Source organism: Aestuariicoccus sp. MJ-SS9 (assembly GCF_032586235.1).
Lineage (GTDB): Bacteria > Pseudomonadota > Alphaproteobacteria > Rhodobacterales > Rhodobacteraceae > Aestuariicoccus.
On the sequence record NZ_JAWHTD010000043.1, the window covers coordinates 1 to 24,635 of the forward strand.

Below are 24,635 nucleotides of genomic sequence, written 5' to 3' on the forward strand. Positions count from 1 at the left end.
TGGCGCGAACTTGGCGCGGTATAAGGGAAGTCCTACTGTCCTTGTGGAGACGGGTTCGAATCCGTCTGGCAGCACCGCCACTTCACACCAATACCCCCTCGAATAAGGCTGTTTCCGGCGAAAGCTCGTCCTGTTTCAGGAACAAACGCGCCGTCGCGGGCCCCAGTTTTCTGACGTTCGCTCAGGGGGCGGGTGTGCGTCCCGCGGTGGGAAAGGTGCGCCGGGCTTCGTAGGTGTCAAAGCTGGACAGACGTTGCGCATTGGCCTCTGCCTGCCAGCGCGAGCCGGGCAATACGGCGCTGACCACCTTGTACGCCTTGCGATACGCTTCGGTCCTTTCGTTTTCCTCCATCGTGATCGTCACGATCCCGGCCACCACGCCGCCCTGCCGTTCCACCAGCCGGATGGCGCCGTCCATCGTGCCGCCGGTCTCGACCCATTGATCCACCAGCAGGGCCCGCGTGCCGGGTGCAAAGGCCGGGGTCCGCATCTCCATGTCCTGCGTGCGGCCCGAGTAATTGCCGTAACTCACCTTGTCCGTATCCACGCAAAGCTTGCCGGCCTTGCGGATCGGCAAAAAGCCGCGTCCCAGCCGCGCGCCCAGCGCGGCCCCCAGGACAAAGCCCATCGCGTCCAGCCCCGCGACCACGTCGATCTGATCCGCGTCCAGCTCGGCTGTGAGGTCGTCCAGAAGGTCGCCGAAGGCCACCGAGTTGATGTAGATCGAGGTCGGATCGAGCCAGGCGAATTGCGGGCCCTTTGTATTTGGCGACATCAGCGACAGATACCAGCGGTCGTCGCGGGGGCCTTTGTCGGCGGTCATGCGGTCTCTCCTTGGCTTTCGATGACCCGCAGCAGGGCGTCCAGCCGCGCCGGGTCGATGTTGTAGAAGTCGCCCTCGAAATTGATGCCCGTGGCGACCAGGATCATATCGACAAGCGGGGCGTAGCTGTGAACGTTCCGGGGCGTGATGCCCGAGGCGATGGCCAGGGGCGTGTCGCCGATGGCCTCGCGGAAGGTCTTGATCTTGGCGATATCCGGCTCGTGCCCCGTGGCAACGCCAGAGGTGCAGACGACGTCCATGTAGGGCAGGGCGGTGCGCGCGGCAGCTGCGTACATCTCCTCGGCCACCGGGCGCTGCTTCTTGAAGGCGACGCCGCCGAGATACATCCCCGACCAGCCGCTTTCAGCGCGGATGCGCGCGATGTTTTCCGCCTCGGTCTGGGTGGCCTTGCGCTCGTCGATGCGGGCGTCGTCGGCCCAATAGGCCTGGAACGGATAGCCGTCCCGCGCCAACGCGCCCAGGATGGGGAAGGCGATGTCGCCGGGCTGCGCCAGAAAGTTCACGCCGAGCCACAGATCGGGGCGGGCTGCGCGAATCTCGCGCAGGACCGGCAAAAACTCAGCGACGGGAAAGTCGTGATTGATCAGGAAAGCGCCGGGGCAGCCCGCGCCGTCCAGAACGTCTAGGTTGCGCAGCGCTTGCGCTGCATCCTGAACGTGTATGACCGGGGTCACCAAGGGGGCCTGGGAACCGTGCAGATGGTTAAAATTTAGGCGTTGCACGCGAACTCTCCTGCAATTCAGGGCATGAGTAGCGAGCGATTATTCATTTCCAAAATTGATTATGAATATGCCTCCATAAGGAGGCATTATGCAGCCATGGCCAGAAACATTCCCACCGACCTATTGCGCAGCTTTGTCACCGTCGTGGACCTTGGCGGCTTTACCCGCGCGGCCGAGGCGCTGGGGCGCACCCAGCCCGCGATCAGCCTGCAAATCCGGCGGCTGGAAGAGCTGTTGCAGACCAAACTCATTCGCACGGCGGGGCGCCAGTTCGCCCTGACCGACGCGGGCGTCGCGCTGGGCCCCTATGCGCGGCAGATGCTGCGGCTCAACGACGACATCCTGGCCTATTTCGTCGAGGCGGCGCTTTCGGGGTGGATCCGCGTCGGGGTGCCGACGGATTTCTCACATGCGTTTCTGCTAGAGGCGATTGCCGAGTTCGCGGCGCGTCATCCGGACGTGAAGATCGAGATTGAAAGCCAGATTTCCAAGGATCTGCGCGAGAATCTCGCGAATGACCGGTTGGATATCTGTATCGCCATCGCGCCCGAGGACGACGCGCCCTACCTCGTCGAGGCCACGCTGGTAGAGCCGTTCTGGGTGGTCAAGGACAGCTTTCGGCTGGACCCCAAGGCTCCCTTGCCAATCGTCCGCCACCCCGATCCCTGCGAATACGCCGTGCGGATGCGCAGCGCGCTTCGGCTTGTGGGCCGGAGTTGGAAAACGGTTCTTGTGTCGCGCGACGTGGCCGGGCTGCAAACGGCGGTTCAGGCGGGGCTGGGCGCGACCGCCCTGACGCCGGCGACGCTCTTGCCGGGGATGCGGATCGGGCGCGCGGAAGAGGGGTTTCCGCCGCTGGCGCCCCTGCGGATCGGGTTGTTCTACAAGCACGCCGCGCTCAGCAAGGCCGGGCACGGGTTGGCGCACCATGTGTTGGAGCATATCCAGAAAGCAGGAAAAGAACGTTTTTCATAAGGAATATTTATGCGGGTATACCAACTGCAAATTTCCCAAACACGGATGCGCGACCGTAATCTTCGCGGCATCGTTCAAGCGTGAATTCGCAGAAGCAAAAGGTGAGGCGCCGACGCCGCACCATCCGACACGGAGGCCAAATGTCCAAATCCAACTTTTCGATGACCCGGCGACGCTTGCTGACCGGGGCCGCCGGTGTGGCGCTGACCGCGCCGATGATCAACCGCGCCTGGGCTGCCGATCCGGTAGAGATCAACATGCTGGCCTGGTACGGCCATGCCGAGCCCGACATGGTGGCCGAGTTCGAGGCCGCCAACAACGTCAAGTTCGTCCCGAAATACTACGCGGGCGGCGACAATATGCTGGCGCTCATCGCGCAATCCCCGCCGGGCACCTACGATCTGATCCTGTCGGATGCCGAGTTCGTCCAGCAGCTGAATGCCGCCGGCTACATCGAGGAGATGGACCCCTCGCTGTATCCGTTCGACGATTTCTACCCTGAATATCAAAAGTTCCCCGGCCACTGGACGGACGATCAGCTTTGGTCGGTGATGGTGCGTTTCGGCCTGCTCGGGGTCTCCTACAACTCCGAGACGCTGACGCGCGAAGAGGCGATGAGCTACAACGCCTTCTGGAACCCCAAGGTCACCGGCAAGGTCGGCCATTTCGACTGGCACCTGCCCAGCCTCGGCCAGATTTCGCTGCTGAACGGCAACCGCAACCCCTCGCCCTTCGACATCGACGAAGCGGCCTGGGAGGCGGTGATGGAAAAGACGCTCAGCCTCAAGCCGCAGGTCGGTGGCTATTTCGACTACGGCGGGACGTTTGCGTCGCTGAAGAACGGCGAGATGCTGGCGATGGCGGGCATCGGCGACTGGATCACCGGCGTTCTGCAGAAAGACGGCGCGCCCGTGGCCTCGGTCATCCCCGAAGAGGGCGGCATCCAGTGGACCGAAAGCTATTCGATCGGCAAAGGCACCACCAAGCATGACATCATCAACAAGTTCATCCAGTACATGCTGAGCCCCGAGGGCCAGGTGAAGTCGATCCAGATGGCGGCCTATCCGGGTCTGTCGCCGCTGAAATCCGGCTGGAAAGCGATCCAAGAGGCCAACCCGGCCGAGGCCGAACGTTCGGGCCTGATCGAAGGGCACGACCAGTCGCCGATCAAGCTGCTGTCCGAAGGGCGGCTGTTCTTCCGCGACATCCCGCGGCAGCAGTCGCTGGAGGACTGGAACGACTTCTGGTCGGAATACAAGACCGCCTGACCTGGCACAGGACCGCGTCCCGGCCCAAAGGCCGGGCGCATCTTTCCGAAAGCCCCGAATGCGCAAGTCTGCCCAAGCCTATCCTTATGTCTGGCGTCTGCCCCTGCTTGTCTGGCAGGGGTTGTTCTTCGTCGGGCCGCTGATCCTGATGGTCGCCATGTCGTTCTGGCTGGTGCGCAACTACCGGATGCAGCCGGATTTCATCCTCGACAATTGGGACCGGATGCTGGGGCGCGACTATTTCTGGAACGCCTATTGGATCACTCTTTGGCGGGCGAGCCTGGCCGCCTTGCTGGCCAGCCTGATCGCCTTTCCGGCCTCCTACACCCTGGCCTTCCGCGTGTCCGACACGGTGCGCCGCTGGGCGGTCTTTTTTCTGATCGTGCCGTTCTTCACCTCGTATCTGGTGCGGGTCTATGCCTGGCAGGTGCTGCTGGCCGAAAGCGGGCCGATCAACGCGGTGCTGGGGTTTGGCGGGCTGGGGCCGTTCACCATGCTCAACTCGGGCTTCGGGGCGATGGTGGGCTACATGACGCTGGTGCTGCCGCTGGTGGTGATCCTGCAGACGTTTTCGCTCGCCTCCATTGACCGCAACCTGATCGAGGCGGCCTGGAACCTTGGCGCCTCGCCGCGCGCGACGCTGTTCCGGGTCATAATCCCCGCCGCCAAGGTGGGCCTGATCATCGGGGCGGTCTTTGCCTTCATCCTGTCCTTCGGCGACTTCGTGTCGCCCTTCTATCTCGGAGGCTCCAAGCCGCCGACATTGTCGATCCTGATCATCGACACAACGAAATCGGGTCAGCAATGGCCACGCGCGGCGGTGGTCGCGGTGATGATGATCGTCACGCTGTTCGTCGCGGCATTCGCCGCCGTGGGCGCGGCCTATGGAAAGCGGAAATCATGAAGGCGGGCAGGCTTCTTTCGTATCTCTACGTTCTGGCGCTTTTCGCCTTCGTCTTCGCGCCCATCGTCACCAGCATGGTGTTTTCGTTCAATTCCGACCGCTTTCCCACTGTGCCGCTGGGGAGCTTCACGACCCATTGGTACGAAACCGCGTTTTCGCGGCCCGAGGTCTGGACCGCCTTCGGCAATTCGGCTGTCGTCGCGCTCTGCGCCGGGGCGCTGTCGACGGCGCTGGGTTTCGCCACCGCCTATACCGATTTCCGCTACGGCTTTCGGTTCAAGACGGCCTACCTCGCGCTGGCGCTGCTGCCGCCGACCATTCCGCTGGTGATCATGGGGCTTGCCATGCTGGCCTGGCTCGGGCGGTTGGGGCTGTCGGGCACGCTGCCGGGCATCATTATCGCCCATACGGTGATGGGCGCGCCTTTCGCGATGGCGATCTGCCGGTTGCGGTTGCAGCAGATGGACACGTCGCTCGAGGCCGCGGCGTGGAACCTCGGGGCCTCGCCCTGGCGCGCGATGCGGTCTGTGGTGATCCCGTTCTGCCTGCCCGCGCTGGTATCGGCCTATTGCCTGACCGCGGCGGTCAGCTTTGACGAATTCATCGTCGCCTGGTTCGTGTCCGGCCTGAACAAGACCGTCCCGGTGATGATCCTGGAAATCCTGCAGGGCAATGTCGATCCGCAGATCAACGCGATCGGCACCGTGGTCTTTCTGACCTCCATGACGCTGGTGATCGTCGCCCAGCTTCTCATTCTGAAAAAGAGCGCGAAATGACCGTTCAAGACCCCCTCGTAAGGTTCGACAACGTCCGCAAGTCCTATGGCCCCTTCGAGGCGGTGAAAGGCATCGACCTGGACATCGGGCGCGGGGAATTCGTGGCGATCATGGGGCCGTCGGGTTGCGGCAAGACGACGACGCTGCGGATGCTGGCGGGGTTGGAAACCCCGACCGAAGGCACGATCAGCATTGACGGCAAGATCATGAACGACCTGCCCGCCCATGAGCGGGACACGCCCATGGTCTGGCAGTCGCTGGCGCTGTTTCCGTTCCTGAACGTCAAGGAAAACGTCGAATTCGGGATGAAGATGCGCGGCGTCTCTGCCGCCGACCGGCATGGCCGCGCGATGCTTTGGCTGGAACGGCTGGGCCTCAAGGGCTTCGAGAAGCGCGGCATCGACCAGCTGTCCGGCGGGCAGCGGCAGCGAGTCGCACTGGCGCGCAGCCTGGTGACCGAACCGCAGATGCTTCTGCTGGACGAACCGCTTTCGGCGCTCGACGCGCATCTGGTGATCCGGATGCAGGGCGTGCTGACGCGTTTGCAGAAAGAGCTGGGGATCACCTTCGTCTATGTCACACATTCCCAGTCCGAGGCCTTTGCCATGGCCGACCGGGTCGTGATCATGGGACATGGCGAGATCGAACAGATCGGACGCCCGAAAGAGATTTTCCGCGCCCCGCGCAGCCGCTTTGTCGCGGAATTCGTGGGCCGCAACAACATCCTGCCGGGCGATACCCCGGGGCAAGAGATCGTCGTCGCCGCCGACCGGATGCAGGTCGCAGAATCTGCGCCCGAGGGCCGCGCGCTCCGGGCCGAATTCCTGTCCGAGGAATTCGCCGGAACCGCGATCATTTGCTATTTCGAAGGGGAAAACGGCGAAGAGCTGAAGGCCCAGGTGACCGAAGACGATCTTGAACGACTGGCCCCCGAACCGGGCAAGACCTTCTGGCTGAGCTGGCAGCCCGAGGCCGCGCATGTGATGGAGGCGGCGTGACGATGGACATTCTGGTCAAGGGTGGCGTTCTGGCCGATGGAACCCAGGCGGATATCGCCATCTCGGGCGGGCGGATCGCGGCGGTCGAACCCGGGATCGACGCCGACGCGGCCGAGGTGATCGACGCCACTGGCAAGCTGGTCAGCGCGCCCTTTGTCGATCCGCATTTCCACATGGACGCGACGCTCAGCTACGGCCAGCCCAGGGTCAACGGGTCGGGTACGCTGCTGGAGGGCATCGCGCTCTGGGGCGAGCTCAAGCAACAGCAGAGCCGCGACGACATCGTCGCGCGTGCGCTGGACTATTGCCGTCAGGCCGTGGCCAAGGGCGTGCTGGCGATCCGCAGCCATGTGGATGTCACCGACGAAAGCTTCAACACGGTCGAGGCGCTGCTCGAGGTGCGCGATCTGGTCAGCGACACGCTCGATCTGCAACTGGTGGCGTTCCCGCAGGACGGCTGGTTCCGCGCCCAGGGGGCCGAGGCGGCGGTGATCCGGGCGCTCGACGCCGGGGTCGATGTGGTCGGCGGCATCCCGCATTTCGAACGCACGATGGCCGATGGCGCGGCCTCGGTCCGGGCGGCCTGCGAACTGGCGGCGGAGCGCGGATTGCGCGTGGATCTGCATTGCGACGAAAGCGACGATCCGATGAGCCGCCATATCGAGACGCTGGCCGCCGAAACCCTGCGCTGCGGCCTGCAGGGCAGGGTGGCCGGGTCGCACCTGACGTCGATGCATTCGATGGACAATTACTATGTGGCCAAGATCTTGCCGCTGATCGCCGAGGCTCAGGTCGCGGCCATCCCGAACCCGCTGATCAACATCACGCTGCAGGGGCGGATGGACACCTATCCCAAGCGGCGCGGCATGACCCGCGTGCCGGAACTGCGCGCCGCCGGGGTGACGGTGGCCTTCGGCCAGGATTGTGTTCGCGACCCCTGGTATCCGCTGGGGTCGGGCGACATGCTGGACGTGGCCCACATGGGCCTGCACGTCGCTTTGATGACCGCGCCCGACCAAATGCGCGCAGCGTATCAGATGGTCACCGCCACGCCCGCAGAGATCATGGGGCTGGATTTTGGCCTCGCGCCGGGCAAACGCGCCTCGCTTGTCGTGCTTGATGCGCCCGATCCGATCGAGGCCCTGCGCCTGCGCCCCGCCCGTCTTGCCGTGGTCTCGAACGGACGTATCGTGGCGCGCACCGCGCCCGCGCAGACCGCCTTTGCGGGCGGCTTCTGACCGCATGACGGGCCCTTCCCAGCCCCGACGCAAGCTGCTAAGTCCCTCATCGGGCTTCGGGCGATGGCGTCGCCGGGGAGAGCATTCCTTGCCTTTCACACGATCCTGCACGCCGGGGTTTTCAATCGGGAGATTGGAGGCCCCCCTCGCTCCCGCAGGATGGAGCGAGACATGCCTGACTGGTCGCCGAACGTAACCAAGGTCAACAGCTGGAACGAATGGGACCCTCTGCGGCACGTGATCGTCGGCCGCGCCGACGATTGCCACATCCCGCCCGCCGAGCCCGCGCTTGACGCCAAAGTGCCCGAAGACAGCGACATGCGCGGCCAGTGGGGCCGCCGCCCGCAAGAGACGATCGACCGCGCGAACGAGCTGCTCGACGCCTTCGCGGCACAGCTGCAATCGCGCGGCATCCGGGTGGACCGCCCCACGCCGATCGACCATTCGCAGCCGGTCACGACGCCGGATTTCCACACCGACAGCCAGTTCGGCTGCATGCCGCCGCGCGACGTGCTGCTGACGGTCGGGTCGGAAATCCTCGAGGCGACGATGTCCTATCGCTGCCGCTGGTTCGAATATCTGAACTATCGCCCGCTGATGCAGCAATACTGGGACGAAGACCCGAATTTCCGCCACGAGGCCGCGCCCAAACCGCGCCTTACCGATGCCGATTATCACCCCGATTATCTCTCCGAGAAGATCGGTGTGGAAAAGCGCCTGCAATGGGCGGCCGAGAAGTTCTTTGTCACCACCGAGGAAGAGCCGCTCTTCGACGCCGCCGACGTGCTGCGGTTCGGCCGCGACCTGGTGGTGCAGCACGGCTTTACCACCAACCTCAAGGGCATCGAGTGGCTGCGCCGCCATTTCCCCGATCACCGCGTACACGCGGTGAACTTCCCCGGCGATCCCTATCCGATCCACATCGACGCCACCTTTACGCCGCTGCGCCCCGGGTTGATCCTGAATAACCCGCAGCGCCGTCTGCCCGAGGACCAGCGCAAGATGTTTAACGACAACGGATGGGAGATCGTCGACGCCGCACAGCCCGCGCATAATCAGCCGCCGCCGCTGTGTTATTCGTCGGTCTGGCTGTCGATGAACGTTCTGGTTCTCGACCCCAAGACCGTCTGTGTGGAAAAATCCGAGGTCTATCAGGCCGAACAGATGGACAAGCTTGGGCTGGAGGTGGTCGAGGTCGAACTGCGCGAGGCCTATGCCTTTGGAGGCGGGCTGCACTGCAGCACCGCGGATGTCTACCGCGAAGGCGGCTGCGAGGATTACTTTCCGAACCTCGGCTGAAAGGAGCCACGATGTTTCTGCACCCGATCGCCTGGCCCGACGGCAAACGATGCGCCGCCTGCGTGACATTCGACATCGACGCGGATTCGCTGATCCGCTCGGCCCGCCCCGAGGACGCCGAGCTGCGTCTGCAGCCGATCTCGATGGGCCGCTACGGGCCCACGGTCGCCGTGCCGCGCATCCTCGACAGCTATCGCCGGCTGGGGCTGACCCAGACGTTCTTCATGCCGGCCTGGGTGATGCAGGCCTATCCCGCGACGGTCGAGGCGATCCTGAAGGACGGGCACGAGATCGGGCACCATTCGTGGATGCACGAGGATCCGATGGGCCATTCGGACGCGCGCGAGGCCGAGCTCTTTGAACAGGCGATTGAGGTGCATGTCGCCATGACCGGGCGCAAGCCACGCGGCTACCGCGCCCCGGTCTATTCGATCACGCCCGCCATGGTCGGGCGGCTGATCGACCACGGGATCGTCTATGACAGCTCGCTGATGGCCGACGATCTGCCCTATCTGGTGGAGACGCCAAAGGGCGCGCTGATCGAGCTGCCGCCGCATTGGGGCACCGACGACTGGCCGCCCTTCGCGCATTTCGCCGAGATCGACTATCTGATGCCAGTGCGCGCTCCCTCGGACGGCATCCGCGCCTTTGCCGAGGAATTCGACGCGATGCACGAGGCGGGCGGCTTCTGGATGCCGGTGCTGCATCCCTTCCTGACCGGACGGCTGGCGCGCTGGCGGGCGATGGAGCAACTGATCGAACGCGCGCTTCAGGCGGGCGACGTCTGGTTCGCCCCTCTGGAGGATATCGCGGCCTATGCCGGGGACCGGCGCCAGACGCTGCGACGCGAGTTTGTGGAGCTCTGACCTTCTGGGCCGCCCGACAGTTCAGCCACTCGTCAACCGATGACAAAGCCGTAAACGAGGATCCAGAGCGTCAGGCATCCGGCCGCCACCAGGAAATAGCCGCCGTTCCACCGCAGCCCGACATGCAGCGCGCTGACATTGCCGAAAGACCCGATCAGCAGGGTCGTCGCGGTGAAGGGCGAGGTCGCCCCGCTCAGCGCCCAGCCCGCGCAGATGGCGCTCACCAGTGCGGCGGGGCTGACGCCCAGCACGTCCGGGTCGGGGATCAGCGGGGCCATCAGCGTCACGGCGAGGATCGGATTCATCCCGAACTGGCCCAGCAGCGGAATGAGCCAGATCATCGACGCCAGCACCACCCAGGGCGGCAGCAGGGCCGGATCGAGCCCCAAGGACGCAATGATCGGCTGCAAGAGCGGCGCGCCGACGGTGCCGATGTAGCCCGCCATCATCAGCAGCACGAGCTCGCCGCGATAATTCGGCAGTTCTGCATCGACATAGCCGCGCAGACGCGCCCCGAACGTCTGCGTTTGGTCCTGCCCGGCGTGCTGGACCAGCGCCCAGATCATGGCGATGGCGGGCACGACCAGCATGACGACCCCCACGACCCGGACGTCGAAGACGACGTGCAGGCCCAGAACCGTGGTGCCCAGCAGCACAAGCAGCAGCACAAGCGGCATCATCAACGCCCAAGAGCCGTCGACCGCTCGTCGCGGCGGCGGATTGGCGAGGCGCGGCTTGAAGATCGTATCCATCGCCCATCCCGTGGCTGAAATGATCGCGGCCGTGACCAGACCGGGCAGAAAGACATCCGCCCATCTGGCGCCCGGGATCAGGGCGGTGGTGATGGCGATGGCAAAGGCCAGCGGCGACCAGGTCAGTGACGCAATGAACCCCCTCTGGATCGCAAGCAGCATCCGGCGGGTCCGGATGCGCCGGATCAGCGGGTCCGCATCCGCGCGCGCGGATTGCGTGGCAAGCCCGCCAAGCAGCGAAATGGCCCCGTAGTTGATCAGCAACGCGAAAAGATGGCCGCCGACCGTCAACGCGGCATATCTGCGCCCCGGCGGCTGCGCGGCCAGAAACGTGCCGGCCCGTCGCAACGCCGGAGATGTCTCTGCCACGTTGCGCAGCGTCGAAAGCGCGACGAAGAACGCGCCGATGAAGGCCGCCTTCTCGAGCCCCAGAAGGGACGGCCCGACCCAGTCCTGCCCCGCAAGCCCCAAGGCCAGCGTCAGCGCGCCGCCGGTCAGCACAAAGGCCTTTCGCGTCATGCGCACCTGCAGGCTCAGAAGCAGGACAACCGCTCCGGCGATCCCCGGCAGCAGGAACGGCGGCAGCGGCACGCCCCATTCCGACAGGCCGAAAAGCCCGGTGAGACCGATCAGCAGCAAGGAAACGATGCGATCGGTCATGCGGTCGGGTCACCTCGATGGTTGTGGCTTTGCGTTGCCCGACACTCCTACACCACCTGACGCGGGCAAAGGTAGGCAAATGAGGAATGCCGGAGTTGCACGGGGCGTCATGCGCCGGAACAGCCGAAATACCGGGTGCATCGACGCGCCGTCTTGCCTTACGCTGGTCCCGGCACGATCCAACTCGGGGGACATTGCATTGGTCAAGATCGATTTCTGGTACTCGATTGGCAGCACCTACAGCTACCTCACCGTGATGCGTCTGGCCGAGGCCGAAGAAGCGCATGGCGTCGCATTTCGTTGGCGGCCTTTCGATGTGCGTCACGTCATGGTCGAACAGAACAACATTCCCTTCAAGGACAAGCCGGTGAAATCCGCCTACATGTGGCGCGACATCGCGCGGCGGGCGGAAAGATACGGCCTGTCGCCAAAGCTTCCCGCGCCCTATCCCTTGCCGGGTCTGGTTCTGGCCAATCGGGTCGCGACACTGGGCGTTCGACAGGGTTGGGTCGAGGACTATACCCGGGCCACATATCGGCGCTGGTTCGAGGCTGGCGAACCTGCGGGCGAGGACCCGAACCTTTCGGCGAGCCTGCAAGAGATCGGATGCGACCCCGCCAATGTTCTGGCCGAGGCGCAATCCGACGATATCGCAAAGGCGCTGTCGGACGCGACGGACGAGGCAATGCGGCTGGGCGTCTTCGGATCGCCGAGTTTCGTGGTGGATGGAGAGGTGTTCTGGGGCGACGACCGTCTGGAAGACGCCGTGCTTTGGGCCCGGAAGGCGACCGGTCGGGGTTAATCGGCCACCCGACAAAGGCGCGGGATGCCTGCCCGGTTCAAATGAAATCCCACAACTCTGCCTAAATTTGTGACAAGCCGCCGCAGACCGGTCGAAAAAAGATGCATTCTGGCGGCGCGTTCCGGCGACGGGGCGGATTCCCGTGACTCGCCGCGCCCCGCTTCCATGCTGATATGCAGCAGGGTGTCTAGGGTTCCGCCTCCTCCTCCTCCCTGAGGGTCTGGTCCGAGAGATGCCACCAAAGCGGCAAACTCCGCTTTGGTACACGGCGGGGCAAAAGCCCGGGAGAGCACTGCGCATTGGAGAAGGCCGGTCTCTCAGGTTCCGCCACGGCTCTCCGATTGTTGCTTCTCGGCGGAACGCTGCAAAAGGGGAAAAACCCATGCCTGCATTTCGCCAAATCGCCGCCGGAGCCGCGGCGCTCGCCATCGGGTTCGCCGCCCCGGTCGCCGCTCAGGAAAAGACCGAATTCCGCGTCGCGTGGTCGATCTATGTCGGCTGGATGCCCTGGGGCTATCTCGAAGACTCGGGCATCATGGACAAATGGGCAGAGAAATACGGCATCGACGTCGAGATCGTGCAGATCAACGATTACGTCGAGTCGATCAACCAATACACGGCGGGCGCTTTCGACGGGGTTTCGGCCACCAATATGGACACCCTGTCGATCCCGGCAGGCGGCGGCGTGGACACGACCGCGCTGATCGTGGGCGACTTTTCCAACGGCAACGACGCCGTGATCCTCAAGGGCGAGGGCGGGCTGGCCGATCTGGCGGGCAAGCCGGTCAACCTGGTCGAGCTGTCGGTGTCGCATTACCTGCTGGCCCGCGGGCTCGACAGCGTGGGGCTGAAGGAAAGCGATCTGGCCAGCGTGATCAACACGTCCGACGCCGACATGATCGCGGCCTTCCAGACCTCTGATGTCGAGGCGGTCGTGACCTGGAACCCGCTGGTGTCCACGATCCTCGAAGACCCCAGCGCGACCAAGCTCTTCGACAGCTCCGACATCCCGGGCGAGATCATCGACCTGATGGTCGTCAACACCGACACGCTGGCGGCCAACCCCGATTTCGGCAAGGCGCTGGTCGGCGCGTGGTACGAGGTGATGGGCCTGATGGCGGCGGGCGACGAGGACGTGCTGACCGCGATGGCCGAGGCCTCGGGCACCGATCTGGCCGGCTACAAGGCGCAGCTCGCCTCGACCGAGATGTTCTATGACCCCGCCGATGCGGTCGCCTTTACCCAAGGCGCAGAGCTGCCCACGACCATGGTCAGCGTGGCAGAGTTCCTGTTCGACAAGGGCATCCTGGGCGAGGGCGCGCCGTCGGCCGATTTCGTCGGCGTGGCCTATCCCGACGGCTCGACCACGGGCGATTCGAACAACGTGAGGTTCCGCTACGACACGACCTACATGCAGATGGCCGCCGACGGCGCGCTCTGAGCCAGGGTCCGAGGGGGCGACACCATGCGGCTGATCAACCGGACCCCGGGCGTGGTGGCGCGCACGGCGCTCATCATCTTGCCCTTCGTGGCGGTGCTCGCGGCCTACGCCATCGGGTCCGAGATCCGGCTGTCGGCGAATCCGTCGGACAAGCTGCTGCCCGCCCCCTCGACCATCGCCGCCACCGCCGAGCGGCTTTTCACCGAACCCGACCGGCGGTCCGAACGCATCCTGCTGTGGCACGACACCGCCGCCAGCCTGATCCGGCTGGCGCTTGGGGTCGGGATATCCGCCGCGCTGGCCACCATAATCGGCCTGCTGATCGGCCTGCTGCCGCATGTCCGCGCCACTTTGGCCGGGTTCGTGGCGGTCGTCTCGATGATCCCGCCGCTGGCGGTGCTGCCCATTCTCTTCATCGTCTTCGGTCTGGGCGAGCTGTCCAAGGTCGTGCTGATCGTGGTCGGCATCCTGCCGTTCCTGATCCGGGATTTGTCGGCGCGGGTGCTGGAGATCCCACGCGAGATGATCGTCAAGGCCGAGACGCTGGGCGCCTCGACCCTCGTCATCGCGCTCCGCGTGGCGCTGCCGCAATTGCTGCCGCGCCTTATTCAGGCCATCCGCCTGTCGCTGGGGCCCGCCTGGCTCTTCCTGATCGCGGCCGAGGCCATCGCCGCCGAGCAGGGGCTCGGCTACCGCATCTTCCTGGTGCGCCGCTTTCTCGCGATGGACGTGATCCTGACCTATGTTCTGTGGATCACAATGCTGGCCTTCCTGATGGACCTGCTGCTGCGCTGGCTGTCGCGGCGGCTTTTCCCGTGGACGGAGGCCGGGCTATGAGCTTTGTCACCGCCGAGAACATCTTTCAATCCTACGGCCAGCGCCCGATCCTGGAACGGGTCAACGTCACCGTCGACGAAGGCGAGTTCATCTCGATCGTGGGCGCGTCGGGCTGTGGCAAGTCGACCTTTCTGCGGCTGCTGCTGGCGCAGGAACGCCCCACGCGGGGCGAAATCCGCGTCGCCGGCCAGCCGCCCGCGCAGGAACCCGGGCTCGACCGGGGGGTGGTGTTCCAGAAATATTCGGTCTTTCCGCATATGACCGTGCGCGAAAACGTCGTCGCGGGCGAAAGCTTTCGCCGCCCCTGGGGCCGCTTCTTCGGCGACGAAAAGCGCGCCGCGCGCAAGCGGGCGGACGAGACCCTGGCGCGTATCGGGCTCGATCATGTGGCCGACCAGTATCCCGCCACGCTGTCGGGCGGGATGCAGCAACGCCTCGCCATCGGGCAGGCGCTGGCGGCCAAGCCGCGCATCCTGCTGCTGGACGAACCCTTCGGCGCGCTCGACCCCGGTACGCGGCTCTCGATGCACGATTTCCTGACCGAGCTGCGCGAGGAAACCGGGATGACGGTCTTCATGGTCACCCATGACCTTTCCGAAGGGTTCAAGCTGGGCGACCGCGTTCTGGTCTTTGACAAGCCGCGCTGGGACCCGACCGACCCGAACGCTTACGGCGCCACCATCACCTACGACTTCGACGCCCGCGACGGCGGCGTCCCGTTTCAACGTATCATGGAGGATACCCATGTTCTTCGCCCCGCCTGACCGCACACGGTCGCACCACCCGGCCGATCAGCGCCACGACGCGCGGCGTCTGCATCACCCCGACCTGACCCGGCTTCAGGGCTGGCGATCCATGAAGGCCGAGGCCGACCTGCCCGAAGGCCGCTGGGACGAGGAACGCCGCTGGGCGCTGCGCATGGGCCTGACGGGCGCGGATTCGATCGAGGACAAGTCGATCCCGACCTTCGCGCGCGGCGAGCTGCCGCATTACGCGGGCATCAACACCTTCCTCAAGGCGCCTTATGCCGAGGACGTGACCGAGGTAAAGGATTACGACGCCACCGTGCTGGGCATTCCCTTCGACGGCGGCACCACCTACCGGCCCGGCACGCGCTTCGGCCCGCAGGGGGTGCGCAAGATCTCTGCGCTCTACACGCCTTACAATTACGAAATGGGCGTCGATCTGCGCGAGCAGATGACGCTTTGCGATGCGGGTGACGTGTTCACCATCCCCGCCAATATCGAAAAGAGCTTCGATCAGATCAGCCGCGCGGTCAGCCACGTGTTCAGCAGCGGAAGCCTGCCGATCATGATCGGCGGCGACCATTCCATCGGCTTTCCCTGCGTGCGGGGCATCGCCGAATGCACCTCGAAGAAGATCGGCATCGTGCATTTCGACCGCCACGCGGACATCCAGGAAAAGGATCTGGACGAGCGGATGCACACCACGCCGTGGTTCCATTCCACGCTGCTGCCCAACGTGCCCGCCAAGAACCTCGTTCAGGTCGGCATCGGCGGCTGGCAGGTTCCGCGCGAGGCGGTCAAAGTCGCGCGCGAGCGCGAGACCAACATCATCACCATGTCCGACATGGAGCGGATGGGTATCGACAAGACCGCCGAGATGGCGCTTGAGATGGCGTGGGACGGGGTCGACATGGTCTACATGTCCTTCGACATCGACAGCATCGACTGCGGTTTCGTCCCCGGCACCGGTTGGCCCGAACCCGGCGGCTTCCTGCCGCGCGAGGCGCTGGCGCTGGCGTCAAAGGTCGCGGCCGAGGGCATCTGCGGCATGGAGCTGGTCGAGGTCAGCCCGCCTTACGACACCTCGGACATCACCGCGCTGATGGGCACCCGGGTGATCGTCGACGTTCTGGGCTCGCTGGTCGCCGGCGGCAAGATGGGCGCGCACAAGAAACACATCGACAAGCCGGTCACCATTCCGCACGGCGAATTCGAGGGCAAGAGGTGGTCCAATGCCACATGACATCGTGAACGGCCACATCGGCCACCATCACCACCACCCGCACGATCACAACCATTCGCATGACGCCGATCACCTGCACAGCCATCTGCCGCCCGAGGACGCAGCGGCAGAGCTTCAGGTCCTGGCGACGCAGTTCATCGACGGCTTCGTCCAGGCCGCCGACAAGACCGCCTACCTGCGCCTTGCGGGCGTTCCGCTGGAACGTCCCGGCGCGGGCGGCAAGACCGCGCTCAAGCTGGTCGACGTGTCGTTGACGACCGAGTGGCAGGTGGGCACCGCCTCGCCCTCCTTCGGCTCGCGCGAGCTTAGCTATCTGCCGTTCCCCGGCGAGATGGTACGCGAGCGGACGAACATGGCGCTGGTCTATGTCTCGACCGACGAAAAGTCGCTGCTCGATATCCGCGAATTCCTCTCCAACAGAAAAAGGGAAAACGACCTATGAGATACCCCGTCCTCGCTCTAATGCTGCTGCCGGTCGGCACGCCCGCATTGGCGCACGCGGAAACCGCGCCGCATCTGCATAACGAGCATACTGCCCTTTTGTTGGGCGCTTTGGCGGTCGCGGCGGCGGTCGCCCTGGCATTTTTCCGCAAAGGCGTTTGACGGCGCTTTTACGCTAAAGTATCGCGGCCTCGCCAAGGCGCGCCGCGGCAGGCAAGGCTGGCAGCCTCGCCCGACGCCGGGCGGGGCGTGCGTTTGTCCTGATGTCGGATACATGGCGCGGTGGCCGAAAGAATAGCGTTGCGCAGGTGGCCGGGGTCCCGGCAAGGCCACGGGAGAGTTTTCATGTTCCGAACGATTTTGACAATCTGGGCCCTTCTGATCGGCATCGTGCTGATCATGCTCGGCAACGGCATGCATTTCACGCTGATCGGCCTGCGCGGCGGGATCGAAGGCTTTTCGTCGGCCGAACTCGCCGTGGTGACCTCCGGCTACTTCGTGGGCTTCCTTTCGGGCGCCCGGTTCACGCCCTTGCTGATCCGGCGCGTGGGCCATGTGCGCGTCTTCGCGGCGCTGGGCAGTTTCATGTCGGCGGGCCTGATCGCCTTTACGCTGCTGGCCGAGCCCTGGGCCTGGACCATCCTGCGCATCCTGGTCGGCTTTTGCATGTCGGGCATCTATGTCGCGGCGGAAAGCTGGCTGAACAACGCCTCGACCAACGAGAACCGGGGCAAGGTCCTGTCGGCCTACATGATCGCCCAGACGCTGGGGATCATCGGGGCGCAGGGGCTGTTGACGCTGGGCGATGCGGCGACGGCGGGGCTTTTCATCGGGGCGTCGATTCTGGTGTCGGTCTCGTTCGCGCCGATCCTTCTGTCGGCTGCGCCCGCGCCGGCGGTCGATGTCGCGCGACCGATGTCGCTGCGTAGCCTCTTCGTCAGCTCGCCTCTGGGCACGGTGGGCATCTTTCTGCTGGGCAGCGTCTATGCCACCCAGTCCGGCATGGGGGCGGTGTTCGGCACGCAGATCGGCATGACCGCCAACGAGATCGCGCTCTTCGTCGCGACGCTCTTCGCCGGCGCCCTGCTGCTGCAATTCCCGATCGGCTGGCTGTCGGACCAGATGGACCGGCGCAAGCTGATCTTCGGCGCGTCCGTGCTGGGCGGCGTGGCCTGCGCGGCGGGGTGGGTGCTGGGCGGCGGTCTTTGGGCGCTGCTGGCGGCCGCCTTCTTTGCGGGCGGCGTGACGACGCCGCTTTACGCGCTCTTTCTGGCCTATACCAATGACTTTCTGTCTGCCGAGGAAATGCCCGCCGCGTCCGGAGGGCTGGTGTTCACCTTCGGGCTGGGGGCCATCGTGGGCCCGCTGATCACCGGTTGGGCCATGCAATGGGTTGGGCCGTCCGGCTTTTGGCTGGTGCTGGGGGTGACCTTCGCGGTTCTGGCGCTTTACGCGCTCTACCGCATGACACAGCGGGCCGTCGTTCCGGTCGGCGAGACCGAAAGCTACCTGAACGTCGTGCCGACCGCCTCGACCGTTGCGGTCGAAGCGGCGGGCACCTGGGCCGCCGAAAACGCCGAAACGGAGGACAAGGCCGAGGCTGCTGCCTGACCCGGCCCGACTGCAAGGCCGCGCGCCATTGACACGCGCGCGGCAAAGGCGTCGACTCCGCCCCGGAATGCATGACGGGGCGGCGGCGTGACCAAGTACGATCTGAGAATTGCGGGGATGATCCTGGCGCTTGTCGTGGCGCTGGGCCTCGCGCTGGGGTACGGCGTCGGGCTTTTGACCCGTGGCGGGCCTGTCCCGGGGCAGGCGCCCTCTGGCCCGGCGGCCTTCGACCCGGCCGGCGAGGTCGACGGGCGCGGCTATAACGGCACCCCGATCCCGGGCTATCGCGACGTCTATATCAACGATTACGCCGACCTTCTGGACGATCCCGCAGAGACGCGTATCCGCGACGATCTGATCGAGCTTTACGACCGCACCGGGGTCGAGATGACCGTTCTGACCATCGACTCGATGGGCACCTACGGCTTTGACGGCACCATCGAGAGCTTTGCGACCCAGCTTTTCAACACCTGGGGCATCGGCAATGCCGACCGCAACGACGGGGTTCTGGTGCTGGTCGCGCGCTACGACCGCCAGATGCGGATCGAGCTGGGCGCGGGCTATGGCCGGGCGCGCGACGGCGACATGCAGCGGGTGATCGACAATGCCTTCCTGCCGGCCTTCCGCCGCGACGCCTATCAGGAGGGGATAGAGACGGGCGTCGACGCGACGGTCTTTGAGATCGCGGGCGTCTATCCCGGCGGCTACGACGACACGACGCTGGAACGCGGCTGGTCGGTGATCTGGCGCGTGCTGGAAGGGTTCGGCAGCTGGCTCTATGCCCTGGTGGCGCCGCCGCTTGGCTTTGCCGCGTTCTGGCTGCGCCGCTACTTCCGCAACCGCCCGCGCGCTTGCACACAATGCGGCACGATGATGATCCGTGCGGGCGAAGAGGCCGATGACGAGCATCTGGACGGCGGCCAGCGGCTGGAGGAATTCCTGAAGTCGGTCGATTACGACGTCTGGCACTGCCCCGGCTGCGGGCACATGACGATCAACCGCTACAAAGGATGGTTCTCGGGCTTTTCCACCTGCCCCGAATGCGCCTACCGGACGCTCGAGACGACCTCGACGGTGCTGCAATCGGCGACAAAGACCAGAACCGGCCGCAAGCGCCTCGATTACGATTGCCGGAACTGCGACTATAACGACAGCGAGATCCGAACCATCCCCAAGATCTCCGACAGCTCGTCGTCGGGTTCCAGCCGGTCGTCCTTCGGCGGCGGCAGCTCGTCGGGCGGCGGGGCGAGCGGCAGTTGGTAGCGGCAAGGCCCGCGCCTTGGAATGAACGGCAGGCCGCCTTTCGATCATGATCCCCAGACCAACAGGCTAGAGGCCTTGCCTTGCTGTCAGGCGGGTTCCGCATCGACCCTGAGGCCGCCAAAGCCGTCGTCCGCGGACCTGATCCTGTCGATCTTCGCAATGAGACGCGCGCGCTGGTCCGGCGTGGCGATCTCCATAAAGACCCGCATGATCGGGGGGTCCCAATAGCGGAACAGGACTTCTTTCTTGCCGTCCGGCAGTTGCGCCAGGTTGAACCGCCGCAGCGATTGACGCAGCGCCGCGATGTCGGCGCGGGAATTGACGTAATAGCCCCATGGCACGCCCGGTTCCAATTCCTCAAGGGTCTGCGCAACGTCGGGCGCCTCGGCCAGATGCACCAGCCAGGGCCGACCTCGTGCAGGGCGCGGGGGTATTTGTGGGCGAACAGAGGCTCTGCGACCGGCGGCGTCATCACGACGATCCGCGATCTCAGGCTTTCGGCGACGGCAAGGTCGATCACCGCGTAGTGGTCGGCGCCGGGTCTGCCGTTCTCCGCGCTCATTCCGCCGCCTCCTGCCTGGCGCGTTCGCATTGCTCGCAGAACGGCGTGCCGTTCCGCGCGGCCTCCAGCAGCGCCGCGACCTGCTGTGCGACATCGACAGCGGGGGGCGGGGCGCGGACCGGCGGCCGGGCTGCCGTCCGGGGTCGCGGACGATGCCGACCGTCGTCGTCTTGGCCCTTGCCCGCAGGGTCGGCTTCAGCAGCCGCAGCGTGCCGCTCACCAACCCCCGCGAGAGCACGTCCAGCAGCGCGCGGTCCCAATACCCGCGGTCCGTCACGCTCGTCGAGAACCGCGCGGCCATCGCGTCGCGGTCGTGGCGCAGGCCGTAGAGAAAGTTCAGCGCGTCGTCGCGGCTGACATCCGCAAGCTGATCGTCGGTCAGGATCAGCGACGGGCGCAAGCGGTTCAGCGGAATTTCCAGCGATTCATCGTTTCTGGCTGCGTTCGGTTGTCGCAATCGCCTTTGTGCCAATGATACAACGCATGCCGAAAATTGCGCCCGAAAAAAGCTTGACGGTTCAGTTGGATGGAAGGTCGTAGCCGCTAGCGCCCGGCCGAGGCGTCTCGCGGTGCGGCGGCGCGGCTGAGACGGTCGTTGATCGCCACGCCCAGCCCCACATGCGGAACGGGCGACACGGCGATCACGGGCGCGCCGGAGGCATCGAGCCTGTGCAGGTATTCAAAGAGATTGGCCGCCGCCTCGACCAGATCGCCCTCGGGCGACAGGTTCAGGTCGCACTCCACATCGCCAAAGCCCAGCCGGGCCTCGCCCTCGCGCCACTCGGTCGCGTTCAGGCGCACCCGCGCGTTCGGGGCGTAGTGGCTGGTCAGCTGGCCGGGGGCCGAGATCGCCTCGGTGTCGCGCCGTTCGGCGACCGGCACGCCCAGCACCTTGGACAATGCGCCGATGCCGATGCTGCCGGGGCGCAGCAGGGTGGGTTTGCCCACGAGGCCGAGGATCGTCGATTCCAGCCCGACCGCGCAGGGCCCGTCGTCTAGCACGGCGGCGATTCGCCCGTCGAGCCCGGCCAGAACGTGCTCGGCCCGCGTCGGGCTGATCTGGCCCGACCGGTTGGCCGAGGGCGCCGCGACCGGCCCGCCAAAGGCCCTGAGCAACGCGCGCGCGGCGGGCTGCGCCGGCATCCGCACCGCCAGACTGTCCAGACCGGCCGTCACCAGCCGCGACACCGGCGCGCCCTCGCGCAGCGGCAGCACCATGGTCAGCGGCCCGGGCCAGAAGGCGCGGGCCAGCATTTCGGCCCGGTCCGACCAGTGAACGAGCGCGCGCACGGCCTCCAGCTCGGCCAGATGAACGATCAGGGGATTGAAACTGGGCCGGCCCTTGGCCTCGTAGACCGCCGCGACCGCGCGGTCGTTGGCCGCATCGGCGCCCAGCCCATAGACGGTCTCGGTGGGCAGCGCCACAAGCTGGCCCTCGCGCAGCAGCCGCGCGGCGGTGGCGATGCCGGTCTCATCTGCGGACAGGCGAAGGGTTGTGATCTTGGCCATGTTTCCCGTGACGCGGCGTTTCAGTTGAAGGCGGGGCGGGGTCGGGTAGGGTGCCGGTTCAAAGATGGGGTCTTCCCTAGCGAAGCCATCCGACATTGCCAACCCGGGAGAGAGCCATGCCCTACCGCGCCCCCGTTGCCGATTACCAGTTCCTGTTCGATCACATCGTCGGATTTTCCGAAGTCCAGTCCACCGACACCTATGCCGAGGCGACGTCCGACACCGTCGCCGCCATCCTGACCGAGGCCGGCAAGATGTGCGAAGAGGTGCTGGCCCCGCTCAACCGCAGCGGCGATCTGCACCCGGCGGTGCTGGAGAACGGCGTCGTGCGCACTTCGCCCGGATTTGCCGAGGGCTACAAGGCGATTGCCGAGGGCGGCTGGGTCGCCATCGCCGCCGATCCCGAACACGGCGGCATGGGCCTGCCGATGACCGTCACCACGGCGGTGAACGAGATGATGAGCGCCGCCTGCCTGTCGCTGCAGCTTAACCCGCTGATGACGCAGGGCCAGATCGAGGCGCTGGAACACCACGCCAGCCCCGATTTGCAGGCGATCTACCTGCCCAAGCTGATCAGCGGCGAATGGTCCGGCACCATGAACCTGACCGAACCGCAGGCCGGTTCGGACGTGGGCGCGCTGGCGACGAAGGCCGAGCCCAACGGCGACGGCACCTACGCGATCACCGGGCAGAAGATCTATATCTCGTGGGGCGACAACGACTTTACCGAAAACGTCTGCCATCTGGTTCTGGCGCGGCTGCCCGGCGCGGTTCCGGGCACCAAGGGGATCAGCCTCTTTCTGGTGCCCAAGCGCCTGCCTGATGACAACGGCGAGGCTGGGGTCGCGAACAACCTCAAGGTTGTCAGCCTCGAGCACAAGATGGGCCTGCACGGCAGCCCCACCGCCGTCATGCAATACGACGGCGCGACCGGCTGGCTGGTGGGCAAGGAGCACGACGGCATGCGCGCCATGTTCACCATGATGAACAACGCCCGTCTTGGTGTCGGCGGTCAGGGTATCGGCGCGGCCGAGGGGGCCTATCAGCACGCGCTGGCCTATGCGACGGACCGCAAGCAGGGCCGGTCCGATACCGGCAACATCCTGGGTCACGCCGATGTGCGGCGGATGCTGGCGACAATGAAGGCCGATATCTTCGCCGCCCGCGCCATCGCCTTGGCCAATGCCGTCGCCATCGACATGGCGCGCGCCACCGGCGATGCCGACTGGACCGCCCGCGCCGCGCTGCTGACGCCGATCACCAAGAGCTTCGGCACCGAAACCGGCATCCGCGTGGCCAGCGAAGGCGTGCAGGTGCACGGCGGCATGGGCTTCATCGAAGAGACCGGTGCGGCCCAATATGCCCGCGACGTCCGGGTGACGGCGATCTACGAGGGCACCAACGGCATTCAGGCCATGGACCTCGTGGGCCGCAAGTTGATGGACGGCGGCGAGGCCGCGGCGCGGCTTCTGGACGAGATCGAGGCCCATGCCGAAACCGCCCGCGCGACGCTGCCCGACCTTGCCGAACCGGTCTGGCAGGCCAGCGAATCGCTGCGCGAGGTCACCGAGTGGCTGGTGTCGCAGGACATGGCCGACCGCTTTGCCGGGGCCGATGCCTATCTGCGGGCCTTTGCACGTGTGTTGGGTGCGCATTTCCACCTGCGCGCGGCGATGGCCGCGCCCGACAGCGCCCGCGCCCGGCTGGCCCGGTTCTACATCACCCGCCTGCTGCCCGAACATCAGGGCCATCTGGCCCATGCCCGCGCCGGGCAGGCCGATCTGATGGCGATCTCGCCCGACGATCTGGCCGCGTGATGGACGGCGGCAGCACGGCAATCCGCTATCCCTGGGCCGAACCGCCAGAGCATGGCGCTGCCACCGAGGTGGCCGAGGGCGTGCTCTGGCTGCGGCTTCCGCTGCCGATGAAGCTCGACCATGTGAATGTTTACGCGCTTGACGACGGGGCGGGCTGGACGCTGGTCGACACCGGCTTCGACACCCGCAAAACCCGCGCGATCTGGGAGACGCTGCTTCAGGGGCCGCTGGCGGGCAAGCCGGTGACGCGGGTGATCGTCACGCATCACCACCCCGACCATGTGGGTCTGGCGGGCTGGTTTCAGGAACGCGGCGCGGAACTGGTGACCACGCGCACCGCCTGGCTGATGGCGCGGATGCTGCGGTTGGATGCGCAAGAGGTGCCCTCGCCCGAGACGCTGACCTTTTGGCGGCGCTGCGGCATGGACCCGGCGATTCTGGAAAAACGCGCGGGCGAGCGGCCGTTCAACTTTGCCGATTGCGTGGCGCCCATGCCGCTGGGCTACAAGCGGATCGCTCAGGGCGACACGATCGCCGCAGGCGGGCGGACCTGGGACATCCATATCGGCAACGGCCACGCGCCGGAACACGCGACCTTCTGGAGCCGCGACGACAACCTGGTGCTGGCGGGAGACCAGATCCTGCCGTCGATCAGTTCGAACATCGGGGTCTACGCCACCGAGCCCGAGGCCGACCCGGTCGCCGACTGGCTGGAAGCCTGCGAGCGTCTCTCGACGCTCGCCCGGGCCGATCACCTGGTGCTGGGCGGGCACAAGCTGCCCTTCACCGGGCTGCCGCTGCGGATGCGCCAGCTGATCGACAATCACCACGGCGCGCTAGACCGGCTGCACCGGCATCTGGCGGCGCCGCAGACGGCGGGCGAATGCTTTGCGCCGCTCTTCAAGCGGCGCATCGGCGAGGGGGAATACGGCCTCGCGCTGGTCGAGGCGATGGCCCATTGCCTGCACCTCTGGCACGAAGGGCGCGCCACCCGGCAGGTCCGGGACGACGGTGCGTGGCTCTGGCACACGCAGTCCCGGGCTTGATCCGGGGCAGCTTTT

General features: G+C 65.8%; 24 protein-coding genes and 1 riboswitch. Of the genes, 19 read left to right on the plus strand and 5 right to left on the minus strand.

The window, feature by feature from the left end; genetic code table 11:
• Positions 1-181 precede the first annotated feature (181 nt).
• Complete coding sequence (locus tag RXV88_RS19450) at positions 182-823, minus strand: phosphoribosyltransferase family protein (protein WP_316295160.1); 642 nt, start codon at positions 821-823, stop codon at positions 182-184.
• Positions 820-1,518 carry a BtpA/SgcQ family protein gene (locus tag RXV88_RS19455; protein ID WP_316295161.1) on the minus strand — a complete coding sequence of 233 codons (699 nt, stop codon included), beginning with the start codon at positions 1,516-1,518 and terminating at the stop codon, positions 820-822. The genes RXV88_RS19450 and RXV88_RS19455 overlap by 4 nt, the downstream gene beginning before the upstream one ends.
• Positions 1,519-1,662: 144 nt before the next feature.
• On the opposite strand from RXV88_RS19455, the gene RXV88_RS19460 reads away from it, so the two are divergent.
• The 8 genes from RXV88_RS19460 to RXV88_RS19495 all read left to right on the plus strand — a co-directional run bounded on the left by RXV88_RS19460 (position 1,663) and on the right by RXV88_RS19495 (position 9,890).
• Positions 1,663-2,541 (plus strand): LysR family transcriptional regulator, encoded by an 879-nt coding sequence (locus tag RXV88_RS19460; RefSeq protein ID WP_316295162.1) that lies wholly within the window; start codon positions 1,663-1,665, stop codon positions 2,539-2,541.
• A 140-nt stretch (positions 2,542-2,681) separates the two neighbouring features.
• The gene (locus tag RXV88_RS19465) at positions 2,682-3,809 is read left to right on the plus strand and encodes a spermidine/putrescine ABC transporter substrate-binding protein (protein WP_316295163.1); all 1,128 of its coding nucleotides are present in this window, start codon (positions 2,682-2,684) and stop codon (positions 3,807-3,809) included.
• A 58-nt stretch (positions 3,810-3,867) separates the two neighbouring features.
• Positions 3,868-4,713 carry an ABC transporter permease gene (locus RXV88_RS19470; RefSeq protein ID WP_316295164.1) on the plus strand — a complete coding sequence of 282 codons (846 nt, stop codon included), beginning with the start codon at positions 3,868-3,870 and terminating at the stop codon, positions 4,711-4,713.
• Complete coding sequence (locus RXV88_RS19475; protein ID WP_316295165.1) at positions 4,710-5,489, plus strand: ABC transporter permease; 780 nt, start codon at positions 4,710-4,712, stop codon at positions 5,487-5,489. Before RXV88_RS19470 ends, RXV88_RS19475 begins: the two co-directional genes overlap by 4 nt.
• Positions 5,486-6,487: an ABC transporter ATP-binding protein gene (locus RXV88_RS19480; protein ID WP_316295166.1), complete on the plus strand. Its 1,002-nt coding sequence runs from the start codon at positions 5,486-5,488 to the stop codon at positions 6,485-6,487. Before RXV88_RS19475 ends, RXV88_RS19480 begins: the two co-directional genes overlap by 4 nt.
• A 2-nt stretch (positions 6,488-6,489) precedes the next feature.
• Entirely contained in the window at positions 6,490-7,725 is a 1,236-nt protein-coding gene (locus RXV88_RS19485; RefSeq protein WP_316295194.1) for a cytosine deaminase, read from the plus strand.
• Between the two features lie 171 nt (positions 7,726-7,896).
• On the plus strand, positions 7,897-9,024 hold the full coding sequence (locus tag RXV88_RS19490) for a serine/threonine protein kinase (RefSeq protein ID WP_316295167.1): 1,128 nt from the start codon (positions 7,897-7,899) through the stop codon (positions 9,022-9,024).
• 11 nt (positions 9,025-9,035) lie between these two features.
• Positions 9,036-9,890 (plus strand): polysaccharide deacetylase, encoded by an 855-nt coding sequence (locus tag RXV88_RS19495; protein WP_316295168.1) that lies wholly within the window; start codon positions 9,036-9,038, stop codon positions 9,888-9,890.
• A 32-nt stretch (positions 9,891-9,922) separates the two neighbouring features.
• Here the strand turns inward: RXV88_RS19495 and RXV88_RS19500 are convergent, their stop codons facing one another.
• Positions 9,923-11,302 (minus strand): hypothetical protein, encoded by a 1,380-nt coding sequence (locus RXV88_RS19500; RefSeq protein ID WP_316295169.1) that lies wholly within the window; start codon positions 11,300-11,302, stop codon positions 9,923-9,925.
• Positions 11,303-11,501: 199 nt separating this feature from the next.
• On the opposite strand from RXV88_RS19500, the gene RXV88_RS19505 reads away from it, so the two are divergent.
• The 9 genes from RXV88_RS19505 to RXV88_RS19545 all read left to right on the plus strand — a co-directional run bounded on the left by RXV88_RS19505 (position 11,502) and on the right by RXV88_RS19545 (position 19,686).
• Positions 11,502-12,104: a 2-hydroxychromene-2-carboxylate isomerase gene (locus RXV88_RS19505; RefSeq protein WP_316295170.1), complete on the plus strand. Its 603-nt coding sequence runs from the start codon at positions 11,502-11,504 to the stop codon at positions 12,102-12,104.
• Positions 12,105-12,280: 176 nt separating this feature from the next.
• Positions 12,281-12,394, plus strand: a riboswitch (guanidine-I (ykkC/yxkD leader).
• A gap of 92 nt (positions 12,395-12,486) precedes the next feature.
• Positions 12,487-13,545, plus strand: coding sequence for a putative urea ABC transporter substrate-binding protein (locus RXV88_RS19510; protein WP_316295171.1), 1,059 nt, complete (start codon positions 12,487-12,489; stop codon positions 13,543-13,545).
• 24 nt (positions 13,546-13,569) lie between these two features.
• Positions 13,570-14,382: an ABC transporter permease gene (locus tag RXV88_RS19515; RefSeq protein WP_316295172.1), complete on the plus strand. Its 813-nt coding sequence runs from the start codon at positions 13,570-13,572 to the stop codon at positions 14,380-14,382.
• Positions 14,379-15,146 (plus strand): ABC transporter ATP-binding protein, encoded by a 768-nt coding sequence (locus RXV88_RS19520; protein WP_316295173.1) that lies wholly within the window; start codon positions 14,379-14,381, stop codon positions 15,144-15,146. Before RXV88_RS19515 ends, RXV88_RS19520 begins: the two co-directional genes overlap by 4 nt.
• Positions 15,127-16,371 carry an agmatinase family protein gene (locus RXV88_RS19525; RefSeq protein WP_316295174.1) on the plus strand — a complete coding sequence of 415 codons (1,245 nt, stop codon included), beginning with the start codon at positions 15,127-15,129 and terminating at the stop codon, positions 16,369-16,371. Before RXV88_RS19520 ends, RXV88_RS19525 begins: the two co-directional genes overlap by 20 nt.
• Positions 16,361-16,813: a hypothetical protein gene (locus tag RXV88_RS19530; RefSeq protein WP_316295175.1), complete on the plus strand. Its 453-nt coding sequence runs from the start codon at positions 16,361-16,363 to the stop codon at positions 16,811-16,813. The genes RXV88_RS19525 and RXV88_RS19530 overlap by 11 nt, the downstream gene beginning before the upstream one ends.
• Positions 16,814-16,833: 20 nt before the next feature.
• On the plus strand, positions 16,834-16,974 hold the full coding sequence (locus tag RXV88_RS19535; RefSeq protein WP_316295176.1) for a hypothetical protein: 141 nt from the start codon (positions 16,834-16,836) through the stop codon (positions 16,972-16,974).
• Positions 16,975-17,157: 183 nt separating this feature from the next.
• On the plus strand, positions 17,158-18,423 hold the full coding sequence (locus RXV88_RS19540; RefSeq protein WP_316295177.1) for an MFS transporter: 1,266 nt from the start codon (positions 17,158-17,160) through the stop codon (positions 18,421-18,423).
• 87 nt (positions 18,424-18,510) lie between these two features.
• Positions 18,511-19,686, plus strand: a complete 1,176-nt coding sequence (locus RXV88_RS19545) for a TPM domain-containing protein (protein ID WP_316295178.1) — start codon at positions 18,511-18,513, stop codon at positions 19,684-19,686.
• An 86-nt stretch (positions 19,687-19,772) separates the two neighbouring features.
• On the opposite strand, the gene RXV88_RS19550 is transcribed toward RXV88_RS19545, so the two are convergent.
• Positions 19,773-20,705, minus strand: coding sequence for a DUF4123 domain-containing protein (locus RXV88_RS19550; RefSeq protein ID WP_316295179.1), 933 nt, complete (start codon positions 20,703-20,705; stop codon positions 19,773-19,775).
• A gap of 86 nt (positions 20,706-20,791) precedes the next feature.
• A complete protein-coding gene (locus RXV88_RS19555; protein WP_316295180.1) occupies positions 20,792-21,757 on the minus strand; it encodes an L-threonylcarbamoyladenylate synthase in 966 nt (321 codons plus the stop codon).
• Positions 21,758-21,873: 116 nt separating this feature from the next.
• Here RXV88_RS19555 and RXV88_RS19560 point away from each other — a divergent pair, with 116 nt between their 5' ends.
• Both RXV88_RS19560 and RXV88_RS19565 read left to right on the plus strand, forming a co-directional pair.
• On the plus strand, positions 21,874-23,574 hold the full coding sequence (locus RXV88_RS19560) for an acyl-CoA dehydrogenase (RefSeq protein WP_316295181.1): 1,701 nt from the start codon (positions 21,874-21,876) through the stop codon (positions 23,572-23,574).
• A complete protein-coding gene (locus RXV88_RS19565) occupies positions 23,574-24,620 on the plus strand; it encodes an MBL fold metallo-hydrolase (RefSeq protein WP_316295182.1) in 1,047 nt (348 codons plus the stop codon). Before RXV88_RS19560 ends, RXV88_RS19565 begins: the two co-directional genes overlap by 1 nt.
• The last annotated feature ends 15 nt before the right edge of the window (positions 24,621-24,635 follow it).